The organism is Sphingobacterium sp. WOUb80, assembly GCF_050058145.1.
Classification (GTDB): domain Bacteria; phylum Bacteroidota; class Bacteroidia; order Sphingobacteriales; family Sphingobacteriaceae; genus Sphingobacterium.
Map to the genome: position 1 here is coordinate 4,413,319 of NZ_CP165617.1, position 21,033 is coordinate 4,434,351.

At 40.7% G+C, this 21,033-nt stretch carries 14 protein-coding genes; 5 read left to right on the forward strand and 9 right to left on the reverse strand.

The genetic code is table 11. From position 1 onward, the window contains the following. Positions 1–204 precede the first annotated feature (204 nt). Positions 205–1,452: a threonine ammonia-lyase IlvA gene (ilvA, locus tag AB1Z56_RS18405; protein WP_309365747.1), complete on the forward strand. Its 1,248-nt coding sequence runs from the start codon at positions 205–207 to the stop codon at positions 1,450–1,452. A gap of 252 nt (positions 1,453–1,704) precedes the next feature. Beyond that, the gene (locus AB1Z56_RS18410; protein WP_046673725.1) at positions 1,705–2,220 is read left to right on the forward strand and encodes a DUF2911 domain-containing protein; all 516 of its coding nucleotides are present in this window, start codon (positions 1,705–1,707) and stop codon (positions 2,218–2,220) included. Between the two features lie 124 nt (positions 2,221–2,344). Here the strand turns inward: AB1Z56_RS18410 and AB1Z56_RS18415 are convergent, their stop codons facing one another. The 9 genes from AB1Z56_RS18415 to AB1Z56_RS18455 form a co-directional block, all read right to left on the reverse strand. After that, positions 2,345–4,228, reverse strand: coding sequence for a sodium:solute symporter family protein (locus AB1Z56_RS18415; protein ID WP_309365746.1), 1,884 nt, complete (start codon positions 4,226–4,228; stop codon positions 2,345–2,347). 42 nt (positions 4,229–4,270) lie between these two features. Next, positions 4,271–5,170 carry an endonuclease/exonuclease/phosphatase family protein gene (locus AB1Z56_RS18420; RefSeq protein ID WP_426789844.1) on the reverse strand — a complete coding sequence of 300 codons (900 nt, stop codon included), beginning with the start codon at positions 5,168–5,170 and terminating at the stop codon, positions 4,271–4,273. A 115-nt stretch (positions 5,171–5,285) separates the two neighbouring features. Continuing rightward, positions 5,286–6,503 (reverse strand): glycoside hydrolase family 130 protein, encoded by a 1,218-nt coding sequence (locus AB1Z56_RS18425; RefSeq protein WP_309365744.1) that lies wholly within the window; start codon positions 6,501–6,503, stop codon positions 5,286–5,288. Positions 6,504–6,531: 28 nt separating this feature from the next. Further along, positions 6,532–8,352: an aryl-sulfate sulfotransferase gene (locus tag AB1Z56_RS18430; protein WP_309365743.1), complete on the reverse strand. Its 1,821-nt coding sequence runs from the start codon at positions 8,350–8,352 to the stop codon at positions 6,532–6,534. A 122-nt stretch (positions 8,353–8,474) separates the two neighbouring features. Then, the gene (locus AB1Z56_RS18435) at positions 8,475–8,954 is read right to left on the reverse strand and encodes a hypothetical protein (protein WP_309365742.1); all 480 of its coding nucleotides are present in this window, start codon (positions 8,952–8,954) and stop codon (positions 8,475–8,477) included. Between the two features lie 61 nt (positions 8,955–9,015). Beyond that, on the reverse strand, positions 9,016–10,641 hold the full coding sequence (locus tag AB1Z56_RS18440) for a RagB/SusD family nutrient uptake outer membrane protein (protein ID WP_309365741.1): 1,626 nt from the start codon (positions 10,639–10,641) through the stop codon (positions 9,016–9,018). Positions 10,642–10,673: 32 nt separating this feature from the next. Further along, complete coding sequence (locus tag AB1Z56_RS18445) at positions 10,674–13,691, reverse strand: SusC/RagA family TonB-linked outer membrane protein (protein ID WP_309365740.1); 3,018 nt, start codon at positions 13,689–13,691, stop codon at positions 10,674–10,676. A gap of 447 nt (positions 13,692–14,138) precedes the next feature. Further along, a complete protein-coding gene (locus tag AB1Z56_RS18450) occupies positions 14,139–15,008 on the reverse strand; it encodes an AraC family transcriptional regulator (protein ID WP_309365739.1) in 870 nt (289 codons plus the stop codon). Positions 15,009–15,300: 292 nt separating this feature from the next. Next, positions 15,301–17,703 (reverse strand): prolyl oligopeptidase family serine peptidase, encoded by a 2,403-nt coding sequence (locus AB1Z56_RS18455; protein ID WP_426789845.1) that lies wholly within the window; start codon positions 17,701–17,703, stop codon positions 15,301–15,303. A gap of 460 nt (positions 17,704–18,163) precedes the next feature. On the opposite strand from AB1Z56_RS18455, the gene AB1Z56_RS18460 reads away from it, so the two are divergent. Genes AB1Z56_RS18460 through nrdE form a run of 3 tightly spaced genes read left to right on the forward strand, consistent with a single transcriptional unit; the run spans position 18,164 to position 20,904 of the window. Continuing rightward, positions 18,164–18,397, forward strand: a complete 234-nt coding sequence (locus tag AB1Z56_RS18460) for a thioredoxin family protein (protein ID WP_046673718.1) — start codon at positions 18,164–18,166, stop codon at positions 18,395–18,397. A gap of 34 nt (positions 18,398–18,431) precedes the next feature. Beyond that, positions 18,432–18,839 carry a class Ib ribonucleoside-diphosphate reductase assembly flavoprotein NrdI gene (gene nrdI / locus AB1Z56_RS18465; RefSeq protein WP_083296125.1) on the forward strand — a complete coding sequence of 136 codons (408 nt, stop codon included), beginning with the start codon at positions 18,432–18,434 and terminating at the stop codon, positions 18,837–18,839. Next, positions 18,799–20,904, forward strand: coding sequence for a class 1b ribonucleoside-diphosphate reductase subunit alpha (gene nrdE / locus AB1Z56_RS18470; RefSeq protein WP_046673717.1), 2,106 nt, complete (start codon positions 18,799–18,801; stop codon positions 20,902–20,904). Before nrdI ends, nrdE begins: the two co-directional genes overlap by 41 nt. Positions 20,905–21,033: the final 129 nt, after the last annotated feature.

A 21,033-nucleotide genomic window follows, 5' to 3' on the forward strand; every position in this document is an offset into this window, starting at 1 on the left:
GCTGCAGATGCAGCCTTTTTTTATCATAAACACATTTTTTTAAAAAGGATCCAAATGACACGTAGCTGATTATTATTTTATCACGCGTTCAAACGATCTTCCATTCAAAATCAATTCAAATTAAACACTGTATAGGTAGAATCTCTCATATAACAACGAATATCTGCGTTTTATTTGCTACCTTAACTAGGCAATCATCTAACAATGAATCTATCAACCTTAAACATCAATTCAGAAGCTACGCTTGACCGCATCAAGTCAGTGGTCAACAGAACACCGCTTCAATATAATCGTCATCTATCCGAAAAATATGGTGCCGAAGTCTATCTCAAACGGGAAGATTTACAAGTCGTACGTTCCTATAAATTACGTGGTGCTTACAATAAAATTATTTCACTAACAACCGAAGAGCGACAACGCGGCGTTGTATGTGCGAGTGCTGGCAACCACGCCCAGGGCGTTGCTTTCTCTTGCAATAAGCTCGACATCAAAGGCGTGATATTTATGCCGGGGCCGACACCACGTCAAAAGATTTCACAAACAGAGATGTGGGGCAACGGTAATGTAGAAATTATCTTGACCGGCGACACTTTTGATGACTGTCAAAAAGCGGCCTTAGCTTACACAGAAGAGCACGGTATGACTTTTATCCCACCATTTGATGATCTCAAAGTTGTGGAAGGACAAGGTACTGTAGCCGTTGAAGCTTTACAAGATCTTCCCGATATGGATGCCATATTTATCCCAATAGGTGGTGGTGGACTTGCCGCGGGAGCGAGCTATTACCTGAAAAGCAAAAACAAAGCGATCAAATGTTATGGTGTTGAACCCGAAGGGGCTCCCTCCATGCAAGCGGCTTTGACACATGGCTCACCGATCGAGCTGGAGCATATCAACAAATTTGTTGATGGGGCCGCCGTTAAAAAAATCGGTGCAACAACCTTCGAAATTGCCAAACAATTGTTGGATGACACACGCTCAATTCCAGAGGGAAAGATCTGTACCTGTATCCTAGAGCTGTACAATAAGGATGCAATTGTCGTTGAGCCCGCGGGTGCTTTATCGGTAGCTGCTCTTGAATTTCACAAAGATGAAATTAAAGGTAAGAAAGTCGTCTGCATCATATCCGGTGGAAACAACGATATTGACCGCATGAGTGAAATCAAAGAATTGTCTCTACTTTACGAAGGGTACAAACATTATTTTATCGTTCGTTTCCCACAACGCCCAGGTGCATTAAAACTCTTCGTTTCTGAAGTATTGGGACCTAAGGATGATATTACCCGTTTTGAGTTTATCAAAAAAACAGAACGCGAAAGAGGTCCAGCGCTAGTCGGCATTGAGCTTAACAAGCCTGAGGATTACGAAACATTGATTGAACGCATGAAAGAATATAAGTTTGATGTCATTGAAATCAACAAAGACCAAACACTATTTGAATATCTTGTTTAAATAAATGATATAAACGGAAAAAGCCAGTGATTCATATCCTGGCTTTTTCCGTTTATATAACCAAAATATCCCGCCCAAAGTCTTCAAAAAAAACTAACAATTCCATAACTTAAAAAATCTTATATTTCCTTTATTAAAAGCTATTCAATAACTGAGGAGAGATCGATAAATTACTTTTATTTGGCCGAAGGCATATTGCATATAAAAAGTAATTTATCTAAGTTTAATTGTTTAATCAATAATATACGAAAAATGAGAGTACTAATTTTAACAATCCTGACCTTAATAGGTCAACTTACTTTTGCCCAGACCGACAAAAGTAAACGCCCAAGTCCTCCAGACAACACCAAGGTAACCACCACAGATGGTGTCACGATTGACATTAATTATAGCCGACCTTCATTGAAAGGCCGTCAGCTTGGTGTTGATATCGCCCCTATCGGTATTGTATGGCGTACTGGAGCAAATGAAGCGACCACCATCGAATTTAATAAAGATGTATTGGTTGAAGGCAAGAAATTAGCCGCTGGAAAATATGGTCTTTACAGTATCCCTGGAGAACACGAAACAACAATTATGTTCAATAAAGTGTGGAATCAGTGGGGGACAAAATATGATGCCAACGAAGATGCCCTACGTGTTTCTGTCAGCAATGCCACAGCAAGCAATTCACAGGAACAATTTAAGATCAATGCGACACCACAAGGAACCGTTTCTTTGGAGTGGGGACAGTATGTTGTTCCGTTTACGGTTAAAGCGAGCAACTAAACGCAAAACACATCATCAAGGTAATCGGTACGGTACGATCGAACGATTTTTTAATCAAACGACAGGCCGTCCGATTACATGATTCTTCTCTTCGCTCAGCCTTATTTAAAAACTTATTTGCTTATCAATCTGCTTTATTCATTCCGTATTTTGTCATAAAAGCATCGTATTCAGCCTCATCGCGACACATCTTGTCATACCAGTTCTTTTTAAGGATCAGCGTAGTAATACCTAAAATCAGTATACTGGTCAGTAAGCCTTGTCCCTGTTGAATAACAATATACATCGGGATCAATGTCAAACAACATTGCCATACAATCCCCACCCCAACATTAAATAAATCACGCTTAAAGTGATTATTCCTTTTAAGATCAGGATATTTCTGCAAGGCTTTTTGGTGAATTGGTCCCCAAAAGCCCCATGGGCGAACACGCACATAAAAATCGACAAGCACATCGTCTTCAGTAGGTTTGGATAACCAAGTTCCCATCAAACAGCCGAGCAGCGATAGGACAAACAAAAAGGGGAAATAATAAAGCGGCAAAGTATGCGGGAAAAACTGGGGCAGAATAATTGCACCGAATATACCGGTCAACATTCCCCAAAAAAATCCGGTCCCATTAAATCGCCACCAATGCCACTTGAGTACATTCGCGGCAATATACCCACCATAGAGTGCCGAAACGATCCACTGCAGCACCGAATTGATGTTTTGGACATATAATCCGATGATCGTGCTGCAAACAACCACAGAAACAGAAACAATATAACTCAACCGAATCTGTTTTTTAGGCGAAGCAGAACGATAAAAAAATTTCAACAAGACATCATTGACCAAATATGCTTGCGCCGCATTTATCGTTGAAGCAAATGAAGACATAAAAGCAGCCAGAAGTCCCGCCAATAGTAAACCGGTCAACCCAACCTTCCCAAAACGACTAATTGCTTTGGGTAAAATGATCTCAAAATCCATATGGCTTCCCATCGCTGTAAACTCATCCCGAAAGAACACAAGTGCTAACACCGTGAAACCCATGATCATCAGATAACGTGGGATCAGCAAGATAACAGATACCGATCCGCTCATTAATGCGGCTTCTTTTGGTGACCTACAGGCCAGAATCTTTTGCATATCATAGTTGGCTGCAGGTCCGGCCATACTCATAAAAATACCTTTGAAAAGCATCATCATCACAAATACCGTAAACAGGTTGTATTGATCATCGGCTATTCTGTCCATGATCGAAGGGAGTAAATTACTCCAGTCCATATCCAGATGCCAGCCAAAGAAGGGGGAGTCCCACCCCTCAGGTGTATTCGCAGCCAACAATTCAGGACTTACCTGCTGCATGGCAATTACGGCGATTGCAATGCCGGATACGATCATGATAGCAAACTTCACCATATCTGCCCAAACAATACTATGCATGCCGCCAAGCATGACATAAAATGTCGTAATAGCTGTAAAAAATATGCCGTATAACTGGGGAACATACATCGGATCAATAGTCAATGGAATGAACCGCGAAAGCTGTTCCCAGGGGAAGAATACCTCCATAAATTTACCGATTCCGATAAATCCATAACATAGAAAACCCAACACCGCTACAATAGCGTATAAAATGACGATGGTGTAAGCCCCATCTGCCCCCTTACCATGCCCAAAACGGGTTCGGATCCATTCAGCCCCCGTCAATACATTCGAACGCCGCAGCCATACCGAAAGGTAAACCATCAGGAAAATCTGATTAAAGACAGGCCACAACCAAGGAATCCACATACTCTTGAGTCCATAGACAAAGGCAAGATAAACCATCCACATCGTACCCGAAATATCGAACATCCCCGATGCATCAGAAATACCAAGCATATAGTAAGGAAGTGACTTCCCCCCCAAGAAATAAGAGTCGAGATCCTTAGAAGCTCGCTTTTTAAGAATCAGGCCAATGACAATCATCGTCAGCAAATAACAGACGATGATAACTATATCTATTACGGAAAGTTCCATGAATATTCTTCTCGTGGTCAACCGCAATCTACAATTATATTTCTACTTCTCCAATTGGCCAATCACGACAGAAACTGGATAATGATCTGATATTCCTTCGAGATCAGGACCATTGTGCACTTCGACCTTCTGAACCAAAGGCGACAATCGCTCCGACAATAGAATATAATCTAGCCTTTCCGACACTTCAGCTAATCGGCTGTCACCCCAATTCCAGCCATAAAGCGTCGCTGTTGGAAAACTGACCCGCTTATTTTCCGGAAATACAGTACGTCCAATACAATCATCAAAACCCGCAGCAATAAAAGTCGACAGCACACTATAATCGAACCGTTGTCCACGCATATTGCCATATTCTGGGTGCGCTTGATCCCAATTCAATAAATTCTTCCTCAAGGGTTCTTTGTGTTCCAGCCAAATTGCATCCAATGGAGAATAAGCATTGAGGTCCCCCATGACCATACAGTTATTCAGGGAATTACTTTTGATATAATCCACTATCTGCTGCGCTTCCTTCAACCGATACTTCCAGGAAAAAGGACTGAGATGCGTGACAATAAAGTCAATATCTTTAATTTTGACATGCAGCATGCCATGCCAGAACCCATCCTCCTGGGCTTTGATCAAGGTAATCGGATACCGGGATGTAATCCCTACCGGATAGCCCTTCTTTTTGAGTAAGACGCTGTAATGGTGTCCGTAGGATTCGGCCAGCTGTTGAAGATCGGCCTGTTTGAAATCGACCAGTTCTTCTAAAGCAACAATATCGGGTTGCTGCCGTTCCATCCAATGGATAAATTTATCCGCTTTTGCTTTCGTATGTTCAAATCCATTCCAGATATTGTAAGAAATTATCTTTAGCGGTTGATCGGCCTGAGATTTCACTGTCAAACACAAAAAAAGTAAAGAAATCACCCCATAATACTTGATCAGATTTTTCATTTGTATACTCCTAAATATCGATTTTATAACTAACAATAAGCTTTATATAACTAACGACAAGCCGAGCTATGCGATCTAAAAATAGAAGGTCGGCTTTCAATTTCGCATCCTATTATCAGGCCTGTTTCACATTGTCTTGTGAACAAATTTCGGATTCTCCCCTTGCATATAAAGCATTTCGGCCGATAAGCTGCAGGACATTGTCAACCGAGGCTGCCGAACGAAGGCCGTCGGATGCTGTGTTTAGACAGTAATCCAAAAGCCGGTCCACCGAAGATACGGCGACATGCATTCGTGTGTCACTCGATGCGTAGTAGATATAAACTATACCGTCAGCATTCATGATCCAACCGTTGGAAAATAACACATTGGAAACATCACCGATCCGTTCCTCTCCTTCCGGGGCCATCAGATAACCTGCCGGTTCAGCTATTAATCGACTCGGATCGTCCAGACTAGTCAGATAAATATACAGCACATAACGTAAGCCAGCAGCCGTGCCACGCACGCCATGGGCGAGGTGTAACCATCCCTTTGCTGTTTTTAAAGGTGCTGGACCTTCACCATTTTTCAGTTCCTTAATTGTGTGATAAAAACGCTTATTTATAATCTGTTCTTCAACAACAACAGCATTTTTAATATCATCAATCAATGACCATCCAATTCCACCACCACGTTTTGCTAGGATAAAATCATCTTGTGGTCGTGTATACAAAGCATATTTCCCCTGTACAAATTCGGGGTGCAATACAACATTTCGCTGTTGACTACTCGCTTTCAGATTGTGTAAACGCTCCCAGTGCTTCAAATCTTTTGATCGAATGATGCCTGCTGAAGCAACTGCACTGGAGAGATCCCCAGGAGCTGCTGCTGCATCTCGTTTTTCACTGCAAAAAATACCATACACCCAACCGTCTTCATGAGCAGTTAGACGTATATCATATACATTTGTTTCTTCATTATCCAATTCCGGAAGAGCCAATGGCTGATCCCAAAAACGGAAATTATCCACCCCATTTTCACTTTCTGCTATCGCAAAAAATGATTTTCGATCAGCCCCTTCAACACGAACAAACAAAAGATACTTGCCTTGCCAGTAGAGTGCCCCCGCATTCATTGTTGAATTGAAAGCGATCCGTTCTAAAAAAAGAGGATTTGTCAAGGGATTAAAATCATAACGCCAAGTCAACGGGATATGTTCTTTAGTAACAACAGGATATAAATAACGCTTAACAATTTTCCCTGGATTGGACAGTTCGACATTGGCTCTTTCCAATAATAAGCGTTGTGATTCGATAATATAAGCTTGCTGACGTTCAAATGATTCGGCCATAAATTTAGTTCAGTTCAAAAAAAATACTTTACAAGTTTTCGGGATAAAGTGGCATCCGTGTCACACGATGAAATGCAGTACCGCTGCCTGTGGCGATCTCAAGATCGAATATCACTTCTTTGGTTTTCGGATCAATCTCCACAACACGTCCGCCCGAACCAATAGAAGTGGCTACCCCCATACCCGGGCAAAATAAGACGTGTCCAGTTTGCCCCAAATATTGTACGCCGGATATAGCCTGTGAAAAGCCTTGCGCTCCGCGATCCTTGCCATAAGACCATACTTGTTGCACTGTTCTATTCGCCAGGTCAACCTTGTATTCCACGACCCGGCTATAGCTGTTCACCCCCGGAGCAAAATTGGATTTCCACTGCCGATTATACCCATTGTCAAACACTAAAATGCGATCCTTGCTCAGGGCTACAGGTGTATGTGGCCCCCAAGGCCAATCAAAACCAGCAACCGCAGCATCGCCATTGATCACCGCTGGGTCTGTAATTGCAGTACCGTCTTCCGCTATTGGCTTTAACAACAAGTTCTGATATTTGGCGCCCCAATTTTTATGCGGCGATATAATCCATTGCGTCGTTCCCGAATGGTTAAAACTGAAGATTCCCTGATAACGTGCCGTAGCCAGTAAATCTTCTCCAATTTCTGTAATCGAATTATTATGTGCCCAGTTATTGGGGCTTTGCGAAAATGCTGGCGGTGTTATGCCATCGGGCTTGATATAACGCGTTGTATCAAGTTGCTTGGCAAGATCCCATTCATTGACTAAGACACCTGTTTGTGGATTCAATTCGATGATAAAGTCGTTAATACGCGGTTCGCCATTAGTTAAACGTGCCGCAACTTTGGTTACATTGATCAAGAAATTACCATTGGCTGCTTCACTAACCTCATGGTGAAATCCATACCCCAGTTTCCCCAGATCCCACTGATTGACCAAGTTTCCAAAAAGATCAATTTCAACGACACGTTGCTGAGACTGATCACCCGAAATAAAGGTCCCTTTTTTGGTCCGCTTAAGACCTATCGATCCGGAAAATTTCTGTAAATCAGGCGATTTTTTCAACAGCAACAACCAACGCAATTCCCCCTCGTTATCAATCATATAAGGTAAAGAAGTATCTAGTTCACTCTGCCCCGGATAACTCACCAAATTGATCCCAGGCTCCATTTTCTCGGTTTGCCCCTTGACAATCTTCCACTGGGGAAAGTCTTGTACTGTTAGAGCTTGTGTGACAATATGTATCGTTGTGCTACCGCGCTCGTTGCCTTCCCGGTCAGTAAAGGCAAGATCGACCACATTATCATAATCGGCATATAAGCCTAATATCGGTACGTTTTGACGTGGTGTATCATCGTTACATAAATGCGTAATAGTACCCAGTTTGCCATGCTTACCACGCACAGTTACCCGTACACGACCATAGGTCGGTAGCCATACATTTACCATGGCCGACAGTGGATTATAACCCGAAGGATCGAGTTTAATATTTTCAACAATAAAATCGAGCGAACTACCCTTGGTAGGTACCTCCACCTCCGACCCGTCGCTAAAGGCGAGTTTTGTACGCCAATGTGCCAGATCAGAAGTTATCTTGAGGATATCCTTTACGGGGACATTTACGGCTCCCTTCTCAAAATTGAAAACATACTCTAGTGTATGCTGATTGACATCAAGCAACAATTCTCCTGCATCGATTTTAGATGTCAATGCCAGCTTGGAAGATAATTCATTCGTTGTTTCCCCATCTTTCTTACAGGAAAAAAACAACAGAACAAAGCATATAAGTGGCAAAATCAAAGTAGTGAAAAATCTACCCATCCGTTGTACTGCAATCATACATATTATTGTTTAAAAGAAATTTTAAAAAGTATTCCGGCAGAGGCATCTACTCCCCTACCGGAAAAAACTAACACTCAACTGTGGAATCGAGAATAAATTTTTATGTGTATGCCAAGCTCTTAGTGATTTGCACAGAAAGGATAACCACTAGCTTGACTAGCAAGTATACATATGATGGAAAATTGGTCATAATCATTAAGTTGGTAATTCCCGAAGTTTGACTCCGCCCCTCCACATTTAGATCCCTTCATTGGCAATCCATAAAGATATTGGCCAGAATTCGATCCTAAAAAGAACCCTTCAACTTCGTAAGTTCCTGCTGGAATGTTCGTATAAAAGCTAACACCAGGCGCAATAGGATAATACAAAGTCATCACTATATTTCCATTTTGTTTAAGATAAACACCACAATTAGGTAATGCCGTACCGGTTGAATTATTGAGGTTTATAGAAACGGTATTAGCAAATACAAGCTTCTTTGTTTTTACATAATCCTTGCTATTTGTATTATTTTCATTTTCAATAAGTTTAGGAACAGAATAGCTACTCGCAACAAAAGCCATACAACACAATAAACATAATGTCAGATAATTTTTCATAATACTTTGCAATTTTAATGATCGGTAAATTTATACGAATTAAGATTTTGACTGTATTTCTTTATCGCCACAACGGATGCTGCTGAATCTTGGTGTTGGTATTAATTTCACCTTCTGGCAAAGGCAGATAATAATGCTTTGGTTGAAACTCGGTAGCACCTTGCTTTTTATTATCTACAAAAATCTGCTTCATTTGAGCATAAGGATACCAGCGTTTTAAATCGAAGAAACGATGACCTTCAAAGAAAAACTCAAGTTCGTTCTGGTGAATAATCTCTTTCATCAAATCATCCGCATTGGTCCAAGTTTTATTGGCTAATCCTGCACGATCGCGAACGCGTTTTAAACTAGAAGCAGCTCCAGCAGTGTTACCATTCTTAGCACATGCCTCTGCATGTAAAAGTAGTACTTCTGCAAAACGTAGCAGACGGAAGTTATTGTTTGTATTGGCGGCGTCGTACATACTGTTAGCTCCGGATACATTTCTAAAGAAGTTGGTGTATTTCTTGATCAAGAATCGTCCAGGCTTATTATCTATCGTCGGATACACAAGACCTGGGTTTGCTGAAATTTTAGCCATAGACTCTGACCACAACTTATCAAAAGAAAGATTGCCGAACCAAGCGCCGTCTGTAAGACCAGTTTCATAGTCCGAATATTTCCAGTAGAAGCTGGTATACATCCGTTTGTCAAAACGGCTATCTGATCCACTTGGGCGCTCCTCTGCGATAAAATCGCGAACAACGGAAATACCTGGCACCAACTTAAACCAAGCCCCTGTACCTGCCGGTCCCGCAAAATTGGGAATGATAAATCCTTGACGACTATTGGGATTCTCTGCCCCCCAAATGCCATCTGAACCATATTTACCATCATATACCAATTCCCAAACGGATTCTTTATTTAACTTTGTATTGTCTTTAAAATTATCTTCGAAATTTTCGACAAGATCATAGTTGTAAGGAGCAGTTAACAGCGTCTTCAATTCTGTTTCGGCTTCCCCATATTGTTTAGTATACACCAATGACTTTCCTAAAAAAGCAATCGCTGCTCCTTTAGTCACTCGGCCCGCTTCTGCTGCTGGACGTGTAACAGGTAAATTTTCTTTTGCAGCCTTGAAGTCCGCGATCACTTGTTTCCAGATATCAGCTTCAGCTGTCGATGGTTTGTTTTCGGGATCAACATCTGCGGGAACCAACAATAACGGTACATCGCCATAATTGGAAGCCAACAAAAAGTAATATACGCCCCGTAAAAAAGTAGCCTCGGAAATCAGCTCCTTTCTCTTTGCTTCGTCCATGGAAACTTTCCCAATATTATAGAGAAGCACATTGGCTCGATTAATACCATTATATAAACTTCCAAAATCACTTCCTCCAGTTCCCGGAGTATTTAGAAAGGTTGCATATTCCCATGTAAATCTTTCTTCACCTGCAAGGAACCAAACATCATCAGCACGATTCATCGTCTGCCATCCCGTATAGGCGCCATAATACCCTTCCATTTGCCCACGGATAGGTGAATAAACGGTTGCCATTGCCGCCTGTACTTCCGCTTCATTCGACCAGAAAATCTCCGACACCGGTTTGTTTGGGTTCGTACGATTGAGAAAATCTTTGCTGCAGCTTCCCATCAAAAGAAGAACGGCTGCTGCTGCTGTATATTTTTTAATTGAAATCTTCATCATTTTAATTTTAATTGTAAACTTCCTGTAATCCACTAGAAATTAGCCTGTATACCAAACATAATAGTTCGCGCCAGCGGATACCGACCATGATCTGTACCAGCCGTCATTACTCCTGTCTGGCCGACCCCATTATCGTTATTGCTTGGACCTAAATCAGGGCTATAGCCTTTATATTTTGTTACGGTAAACAGGTTGTCAGCAGCCAAATAAATACGTGCATTTTTCAAGGTTACTTTATTCAACCAAGTATTAGGTAATGTATAACCTAATTCTATTGTTTTTAAACGGAAGAACGCACCGCTTTCCAACCAGCGGTCACTGACGCGACGTACGTTACCATTGGGATCCTCACGCGTATAACGCGGGATATCGGTATTGGTATTACTTGCTGTCCACGAATTCAAAAGACTGGTAGAATAATTATGCACCTCACTTGTGCTCTCTATTCTAGCACGCGTATAATTGTATATTTTGTTACCGTACATACCATCAAAGAAGAACGCAAAATCAACGCCTTTATAATCCAGTCCACCGCGGATACCGTAGGCTAAAGAAGGATAGGGACTGCCCATGTATTGACGATCGTTGTTATCGATCTTTCCATCGCCATTGTAGTCAACGAACTTAATGTCCCCAGCTTTGGCAGTAGGTTGGATTACAGTACCATTTCCCGATTTATAGGCTTGTACTTCAGCATCTGACTGGAACAATCCATCCGTTTGGATCAGCCAAAAACCGCCAATGGGATAACCAACTTTAGCCCAACTAATTACACCCTCACCCTGTGGATTATACCCCTCAAACTCCTGCTTATTTCCTACGGTAATCGCTTTCATTTTATTTTTAACGGCCGAAGCATTGACACCGATATTGTAATTTACCTCACCAATTGCATCGCGATAGCTCGCTAAAAACTCGAAACCCTTGTTACTGATAGTACCCGCATTCATTACTGGTGAACCCGATTTTCCTGCAGAAGGTGGTTGGTTGATTGACAACAAGATATCTTTCGTATTTCGAACATAATAATCTGCACTGATTCTTAGCTTACTTTGTAAAAAAGCCAGGTCAACACCGAGGTTACTCGTCTCGGTCTCTTCCCAAGTTAGATTAGATGGTGAAACCCAGCTCGTTCCAGGGATTGCTCCTTGCCACCACGCTCCACCTTGGATATAGTTAATACCGTATCTCGTAACATTTTGTGTCGTATAATTGGCAATCTCCTGATTACCCAAGCGACCATAAGTTGCCCGGATTTTGAATTCATTGACTGAATTTTTCGCCTTTTCAAAAAAGCTTTCGTTCATGATATTCCAGCCCAGAGCCACCGATGGGAAAACCCCATAGCGATGTCCATTATCAAACTTCGAAGATCCGTCTCGACGAACCGTTGCCGTAAATAGATAACGATTATCATACGTATACATCACACGACCAAATTGCGATATCATGGATGCTTCCTGCAGACTTCCTGAAGTTGATTGCTCTGCTGGTGATGCTGCATCAATTGCATCCGTGCCTGCTGGAATATCAAGTCTCTTGGCACCAAATCCCCTATTCGAGTTTTCCTGAGAGGAGTAACCGGCCAATAGGGAAATTGTATGCTTATCAAAAGTATTGTCGTAATGTAAGGTATTTTCAATCAGCCACTGATTATTGAAGAAAGCGCTTTCATTCAGCGAAGATTGCAAAACGGCAGTACCATCGGGACGTCGATCCGATTTGTTATAATTTCTTCCTGTGGTTCTATTAATCCCTACATTCAATCTATATTTTAATCCTTTTACAAAAAGATCTGCCTCCGCATATCCATTGAGCATGATATCTGTCTGATAGACATGATTGGTATTGAGATTCAAATTACCAACGGGATTATCCAAATTTTTCATCCATGGTGCATAGGTTGAATATCCACCGACAACATTGGCATCATAAACCGGTAATAACGGATTTTGACGCAGGATATCTGTGATTACCAAATTGGCATATTGGCGATCCCCCGATTTAATCAAGAATGTATTTCCAACACGGAGATGATCATTGAAAAAGTTAAAGGTATTTTTGCTACGTACATTGAAAGATTCATAACCCGTTGTTTTCAAAATACCTTTTTGATTCAGGTACCCTCCGGAAACACTATAGGTCGATCGATCGCCACCACCAGCAACATCCAGATTGATCTTATTCACGGGTGCTGTTTGAAACACTTCATCTTGCCAATCGGTATTCGCATTGAAGTCTTTGGCCTGTACTGGTAGGTATCCCTTTTCGTCCACAAATTTTTTCCATTGCGGTCCATCCATCAAGCTCATTTTTTTGGGTAGACTTTGCACCCCAGTATAAGCATTTAAACTCAACGTGGCTGGACTTGCCCTTTTACCGCCCTTCGTTGTAATAATCACCACTCCATTAGCCGCACGAGAGCCATAAATAGCTGCAGCAGATGCATCTTTTAACACTTCCAATGAAGCGATATCATTTGGATCTACCGTATTGATATCGCCAAATACACCATCAATCACATATAAAGGATTAGTACTGCCCATCGAACCTATACCACGAATATTGATATTCATTCCTGCTCCTGGCGATCCGCCAGCATTTGACACACTCACCCCAGCAACGCGCCCCTGTAAAGCGCCGGCAGCACTTTTAGCTAAATTAGATTGTAGATCCTTGCCCGTCACAGATGCCACTGCACCGGTCAAATCACTTTTTTTCACCGTACCGTAGCCGATCACCACAACTTCATCTAATTCCGTACCCGATTGAAGCACGATACTATAAGTCGATGCATCATTGACAAGGATCTCTTGTTCCTTCATCCCCACGTAGGTTATTTTTAAGGTTTTGCCCTTCGCAACGTCAAGTGTAAAAGAACCATCGGCGTCCGTTTTAGTTCCGCCGCCGCTGCCCTTGATATTGACAGTAGCTCCTGCCACTGGCTTATTATCCGCATCGAGGACTTTGCCCCTCACCTTTTGGGATTGCTGTGCGAAAGCTAAACTCCCATAAGTGGAAAGTAAGAGTAGTAAAGCTGTTTTTCTCATATTTTGTGTATTAAAGGTTTACAATAAATAGATGATTTGTATAATATGTCTATACTTAAATTGGTATTCTAATATTGGTTTGTCTGACGAAATTAGAGAAAAGGAGGAGCCGTAAATAGCAAGATCAACTCAATCGTATTGTACTTTTCATTCATATTTCTGCCGGAAAAATCAAAAAAAAGTTAGCACAAACGATTGCGCAAAATAGAAATAACAACAAAATAAGTGAGACAATGGCACATTGAAACAAACAATCAAACTACTGATAAACAGCTAATTAAAAAGGAGACAAAGTCGTTTTATTGAACTTTGGATTCACATATATTGAATTATCAAGTAGGGGAAAGGCAGGATCTTCTTTATTTTATCGACATCTTTTCGTATCCTGAAAAAATAGACATAGGAGATCTCCTTGCTTTGTGGAAAAGCAAAATAAGAAAGGAAAAACTAGATAATCATTTGCTGTTTGCGCAGGCTATTTCGGTACTCGACTGGAGTAAGGTCTTTTTTCTTTTTAAATACGCGGTAAAAATATGAGACGCTGTTAAAGCCACATTGTTCGACGATATCAGCAATCAACGTCTCCTCTTTAAGTAACCTTACCGCCATATTGATCCTAAAATCGAGCAGATAATCCGTAAAGTTCATCCCCGTAGATGATTTCAGAAAACGGGAAAATGTTGATTTGCTCATGTTCATCACCGCAGCAACCATCGGAAGGCTCAGTTCTCTATTTACATGGGCGACAATATATTCCTGCAATCGTCCCATTAATAATTCGCTATTGCTCAGCACCGTATTGGTCGCAGTAGATAACACTCGGATATCCTCACCTTTGGACAATTCATACAATAATACCAGGAGTTTCATAACAGAATAAAATCCGTCTCTTTCCAAAGTCAGTATGCGTAACAGCGGTAATACCCGATCTACCGTGTCCTTACCAAAAACTACACCACGTGAAGCTTTGGACAATAACTGCTGTATACTGGCAAACTGCTTTTTATCCAGATACTGTTCAATCAAGGAAGGATGAAATTGAATGGTGATTTCATGAATATCATTCGATTGGCATTCGCCATCTTTCCATGCATGTTCAAGCTCGGGGCTGGCAATGAGTACTAGGTCCCGCTCGCCAATAGACTCTACCGAGTTGCCAATGATACGTTGTGCTCCGGCTGCCCCCTCAACATAATTGAGCTCATATTCAGGATGAATATGTACCGGAAAAGTAAAAGAAGATTTTCTCCGATCGAAGACCACAAAACAGTCATCGGAAGATAATGGTGATTTCTCTCTAAATATATCAGGTCTCATAATCGGATCTTTCCCTCTGGTAAATTACCCAAACTTAAAAAAATAATATGTATAATCCATTGGTACTTCAGAACATTTGCGCAGTCAAGCAGAAGCTTTCCAGAGTTGAATCCTGACTTAGTGGTTCCCACATCAAGTTAACACAGATCAAATCAGGTGTACTAACCCGTCTAAAAGGAATGAGCCCGATAAAATATCGAGCTCATCACAGGAATAATTAATTTCTAACTTTGTACAACTTTTTGGCTGCACTTCATTTTACAACCTCTTTTTATTCATTTTTATTTTCACCTTATTTTTTAAGGTATTTTTCCAAAAATTGATCCTGCTCCCAAAGTAAATGGAAGATATTTTCTTTCGCGACATATCCATGTGCTTCGCGTGGTAAAATGACCATACGCACGGGAGCTCCCAAGTTTTTCAGGGCCTGGAAATAGCGTTCTGTCTGCAGGGTGAATGTTCCGGGATTATTATCGGCTCCGCCGTGAACCAACAAAAGTGGGGTTTTCATCCGATCAGCACTCATAAATGGAGACATGGTCATGTACAAGGCTGGATCATCCCAGAAGTTACGTTGTTCACTCTGAAAACCAAATGGTGTTAACGTTCGATTGTATGCTCCAGAACGCGCTATTCCCGCTGCAAATAATTTTGAATTGGACAACAAATGTGCTGTCATAAAAGCACCATAGGAATGCCCACCCACAGCAACTTTTTTCCGATCGATATAACCCAAATGATCTACCGCATCAATTGCAGCTTCGGCATTTGCCACAAGTTGTTCGATAAAAGTATCATTCGGTTCTTTTGTTCCCTCTCCAACAATAGGGAAGGCCGCATTATCCAATACAGCATACCCCTTCGATACCCAGTAGATAAAAGAGCCATAACTTGGGAAGGTAAACTCCTTCGGATTAGCCGTGCTTTGTCCGGCTGTATTCTTGTCCTTATATTCCCGTGGATAAGCCCACATTAGCAGGGGCAACTTCTCTTTCTTCGTAAAATCATAACCGGCAGGTAAATATAATGTTCCGGAAAGTTCGACTCCATCCTTGCGCTTGTACTTTAAAATCTCTTTATGAACTTTTTCCAAAGATTTAAACGGATTTTCCAACGTGGTGAGCGTCACCTGTTTCCCCGATTTCATATTTTTCATGAAATAATTCGGATAAATCGATGCTGACTGAAGCGAAATCAACAGATCACCAGTTTTAGGGTTCACTAGTTGGGCGATACGTTCTTGCATTTCAGATGCTGGAGCAGTGTAGATGCGTTTTTTCTTCAATGAATGCAGATCAAGCTCATCCACAAAAGGAAACTCGCCATTTTTAGTAAAACCCTTACCTACAAACAACGCTTTATCCTTATCTATATACATCGAATAAGTGCCTAAACTATTTTTTTCCATATACACATCTCCCGGATCATTATAGACGTCCTGACTGTTCCGGTCATGCAATAGTTTAGATTCTCCCGAGGAAGGATTCACCACAAAAGTTTTTGCGTTTCTCGTATCATACCATTGCGAATTGATCAACACATATTTATCATTCCCCCATGTTACACCAGCATAACGGTCTTTGATTTTAAAAATAAGCTTTCCCGCACCATTGTAAGGGTAAGATAAAGTATATAAGGCATCACGAAACTCCGCAGGTTTGTTCGCATCCCCGCCATCCAAGGCTTCTACATAAGCCAACGTAGCTGGCTGATCACTCCGCCAATGCCAGGCCCGTTTCCCTGATCGTGTCGACGAAAAACCCTTCGGCATTACCTCTGTCAAGGCTGTCTCATTCACAAGCGCTATTTCCTTACCCGATCGATCATAAATTCGAACCTGCTGTGGAAAAGACGAAACCGGAACTACGTAGGAATAAGGTTTTGTGATCGTCGTGATCATCACATACTCACCATCCGGCGAGAAACTGATCCCTGTATAAATGGCTTTATCTTTAAAGGAAGAAATCTTGCCGTCCAGATCTACAAGTTCAAGGTTGGATTGCACCAATGTTTCAAAATTCACTTCATCCTGCGGATTTTTAAGCAGGTCTTGGTATGTCCTCAATTGGGACACCTTCCCATCACTTGTTGAGACAATAGGTCCTGTCGGCAAATCTTTTGAAGGATCTAACAGTGCAGCCCTATCCTTTGGCAGACTTGTTATTATTAAACCGGAAGAATTTCTCAACCACTGAAATGGTGCTGTCAATGTTCCATTCAAATTGTACGCTGTCAACTGTTTGACATTTCGCGTTGCAAGATCAATGACAAATAAGGCTGTTCCACTTTCATTTGTATTGCTAAATGCCAAACGCTTATTGTCTGGAGAGAACACAAAATTGGCCATCGCGGCTTTTTCGGGCATCCCCGTGAAGTCGGAAAATTCCATATTTTGTCCTATTTTTTTCAAGGCAATCTTATCGAAAAAGATTGTTGAACTTTCCATGTTTGTCTTGGGATTAATCCGCAATCCCGCCAGTTTCATTTCCTCTTGGCCTAAGTCTGCCAGGCTTTTATATGTAGGCCGGAACGTAAATAACATCCAATTTTTATCGCTTGAAATCTTTATCTGAGGTGGACGCACATAATCGGCTAAGGCCAAAATTTCAGTAGAGGGTTTTTGAAAGGTAATGTTTTCCTGCGCTTGCGTCTGTAGCGACGCTAAAAGCAAGAGACCATAGAATAGTTTCTTCATAAATTTATTTTTCAAATTAGGGCAAAATAAAGTAATAAAATTTTCATAAAAAACAAGCTTTGTAGCTTTTTTATGACACTAAAATTAAACTTAAATCATTTGTAAAATAGTGGTAAAAATTACTAATTTAAAGTTATCCACATTTACAAAACACAGAAAAACAACAACTTACAAACACGAATCTTCAGCAAACGCATTCTCTGACAAACTTTTACCCAAAATGTGGAAAAGTCAAACTACCGCATCGAAAGAAAATATAAGATATTTGTTAAGCTAATGAAAGAATTGGCAACTCAACGAAGTTTTTAAGTATCGAAATACAGACTTTTCTTTTTGGTGAATTGTCTATTTTAAATGGCCAGGTTAACCTTCAATCTGGTCTCCCCGATTAAAATTGATACCATTAACTCCGTACCGAGTTTTTCTATAAAGATTGGAATAAAAAAATAAACAAGTAAACATGGCAAGAATTATCAAATTTGAGAAAAACGATTGTGCTCCTTGTGCACAAGTATCGGCTTATTTGGATCAAAAAGGTATCCAATATGAAACGGTTAATCCTTTTGATGAACCAGACTTGGCCGCAAGATTCAAAATCCGCACCGTTCCTACGGTAATTGTGTTGGAAAATGAAGAGATTCAACACCGTATCATTGGCTTTAAACCAGAAGAATTGGCTGCCATTGCCCTTTAATAAATTCAGCGTATCATTAAAATTAAACAGTGACATGATACACATTTATTATGATTCCAGAACGGGGAACGTACAACGTTTTATGGATAAAGTAGCTCAGATAACGGGTTGGCAAATCCATAAAATCACCGCCGATTTAACGGTAAAAGCCCCTGGTCATTTGGTCACCTTCACCACAAATTTTGGACAGGTACCCGAAAACACAAAAGAATTCATGAAACGCGAAGCTAAAAATATCTATTCTGTTACTTCCAGTGGCAACCGCAACTGGGGACCGAATTTTGGTCTAGCAGCTGATCGCATTTCACAGGATTTCGACATTCCACTGGCGTTCAAATTTGAACTGTCCGGAACAATGGAAGATATTAATCAATTTATTGACATCTTAAAGAACTTTTGCGATGGTAGCAAACGAAGTAGCAAAAAACTGGATATTGCTTAATAATGAAATCATGATTAAGCATGATGACGAATTTAGCTTACATAAAGATAAGGAAGCGGTTCGTGCATATTTCTTGGAATATGTAAATAAGAACACAGTGTTCTTTTATACATTAAAAGAAAAAATAGACTATTTGGTAGAAAACAACTATTATATTGACTTTTACCAATGGTTTACATTTGAAGAAATGGAAACGGTATTCAACTATGTCTATGCGAAGAAATTCCGTTTCGAATCTTTTATGGCGGCATTCAAATTCTTCCAGAGCTACGCATTACGTGATGACTCTGGAGAGAAGTTTTTAGAGCGTTATGAAGACCGTGTAGTTGCTGTTTCCTTGTTCTTAGCAAGAGAAGAGGGTGTTCAAAAAGCAATTGAGTACGCAGAAATCATGATCAATCAAGAATATCAGCCAGCGACCCCTACATTCTTGAATGCAGGAAAGAAACGCTCGGGTGAATTGGTATCTTGTTTCTTGGATGAAATCGGCGACAACTTAAATGGTATCGGTTACGCTGTTGATTCTGCCATGAAGTTGTCTTCTATCGGTGGTGGTGTATCGTTCAATATCTCCAAAATCCGTGCTCGCGGAGAAGCGATCAAAGGTGTTGAAGGCCGTGCTGGCGGTGTACTTCCGATCATGAAGATTATGGAAGATACGTTTTCATATGCGAACCAGTTGGGACAACGTCCAGGTGCCGGGGCAGTATACCTCAATATTTTCCACTCCGACATCGAAGAATTTTTAGATTGTAAAAAAATCAACGTTGACGAGAAAGTACGGATCAAATCATTGTCGATCGGTATCATCGTGCCTGATAAATTCATGGAATTGGCAGAAAAAGATGAACCTTGCTATTTGATCTACCCACACACCGTGATGCAAGAGTATGGACAATTCTTGGATGAGATGGATATGGACAAGATGTACGACGAATTGATCACGAATCCAAACGTGAAAAAGAAAAAAATCAATGCCCGTCATCTTTTAGTTAAAATTGCACAGACACAAAAAGAATCCGGATATCCTTATATTTTCTTCAAAGAGAACACCAACCGTGTCCATGCATTGAATGAAATCGGTCAAGTGAAATTCTCGAACTTGTGTACTGAAATCATGCAAGTATCCCAAGTATCCGATATTGAGATCTATGGTAAACAGGATACGATCCGTTATGGTATCTCCTGTAACTTAGGATCCTTAAATATTGCGACTGTAATGGACAACAAACGTATCAAAGAGACCGTAAAAACGGCTATGCGTGCTTTGACTGTCGTTACAGACGTGACCAATATCGATATGGTTCCATCTATTGCGAAAGCAAACCGTGAGTTACATTCTGTAGGGCTTGGTGCAATGAACCTCCATGGTTACCTTGCAAAAAGCTTCATCATGTATGAATCTAATGAGGCGCTAGATTTTGCCAATACCTTCTTTATGATGATGAACTATTATTCATTGGAAGCATCGATGGAAATTGCAAAAGAACGGGGTAAAACTTTTGTTGGCTTTGAAAAATCAGCCTATGCCGATGGCACGTATTTCAACAATTACGTAAACCGCGATTATATGCCTAAAACAGCTAAAGTAGCGGAGTTATTTGAAGGAATACATATTCCAACAGTAGAAGATTGGTTGGAATTAAAAGCAAAAATCAAAGAACATGGTATTTACCATGCTTACCGTTTGGCTATTGCTCCAAATCAATCGACTTCGTATATCATGAATGCAACCGCATCAGTTATGCCAATCGTAGATATCATTGAGGTACGTGAGTATGGAGATAGTACAACTTACTATCCAATGCCATACTTGACAAACGATAATTATTTCTATTTCAAATCGGCCTATGACATGGATCAATTCAAGGTCTTAAAATTGATCTCGGTTATCCAACGCCATATTGATCAGGGTGTATCTACAATTTTGCATACAAACTCAAAGGATTCGACGAGAGATTTGTCTAGATATTATATCTATGCACATAAATTGGGATTGAAATCCCTTTATTATACACGGACAAGAAAATCGACCATCGACGAATGTGTTTCTTGTTCAGCTTAATTTTGAGATTTTAGTATTTGGATATATAATGGGAGAAAGTCAAAAGTTGCCTACGCCATTGGCGGCTTTTGGCTTATCTAAAATCAACAATCCAAATACGTGATAATAAATGCCTAATACTTTAAACTA

Coding starts and splice junctions, on each gene's coding strand:
- AB1Z56_RS18445 (WP_309365740.1), bottom strand. CDS start 13,691: ATGAGAAAAACAGCTTTACTACTCTTACTTTCCACTTATGGGAGTTTA.
- AB1Z56_RS18435 (WP_309365742.1), bottom strand. CDS start 8,954: ATGAAAAATTATCTGACATTATGTTTATTGTGTTGTATGGCTTTTGTT.
- AB1Z56_RS18460 (WP_046673718.1), top strand. CDS start 18,164: ATGGCAAGAATTATCAAATTTGAGAAAAACGATTGTGCTCCTTGTGCA.
- AB1Z56_RS18450 (WP_309365739.1), bottom strand. CDS start 15,008: ATGAGACCTGATATATTTAGAGAGAAATCACCATTATCTTCCGATGAC.
- AB1Z56_RS18420 (WP_426789844.1), bottom strand. CDS start 5,170: ATGAAAAATCTGATCAAGTATTATGGGGTGATTTCTTTACTTTTTTTG.
- nrdI (WP_083296125.1), top strand. CDS start 18,432: ATGATACACATTTATTATGATTCCAGAACGGGGAACGTACAACGTTTT.
- ilvA (WP_309365747.1), top strand. CDS start 205: ATGAATCTATCAACCTTAAACATCAATTCAGAAGCTACGCTTGACCGC.
- AB1Z56_RS18430 (WP_309365743.1), bottom strand. CDS start 8,352: ATGATTGCAGTACAACGGATGGGTAGATTTTTCACTACTTTGATTTTG.
- AB1Z56_RS18415 (WP_309365746.1), bottom strand. CDS start 4,228: ATGGAACTTTCCGTAATAGATATAGTTATCATCGTCTGTTATTTGCTG.
- AB1Z56_RS18425 (WP_309365744.1), bottom strand. CDS start 6,503: ATGGCCGAATCATTTGAACGTCAGCAAGCTTATATTATCGAATCACAA.
- AB1Z56_RS18440 (WP_309365741.1), bottom strand. CDS start 10,641: ATGATGAAGATTTCAATTAAAAAATATACAGCAGCAGCAGCCGTTCTT.
- nrdE (WP_046673717.1), top strand. CDS start 18,799: ATGGTAGCAAACGAAGTAGCAAAAAACTGGATATTGCTTAATAATGAA.
- AB1Z56_RS18410 (WP_046673725.1), top strand. CDS start 1,705: ATGAGAGTACTAATTTTAACAATCCTGACCTTAATAGGTCAACTTACT.
- AB1Z56_RS18455 (WP_426789845.1), bottom strand. CDS start 17,703: ATGAAGAAACTATTCTATGGTCTCTTGCTTTTAGCGTCGCTACAGACG.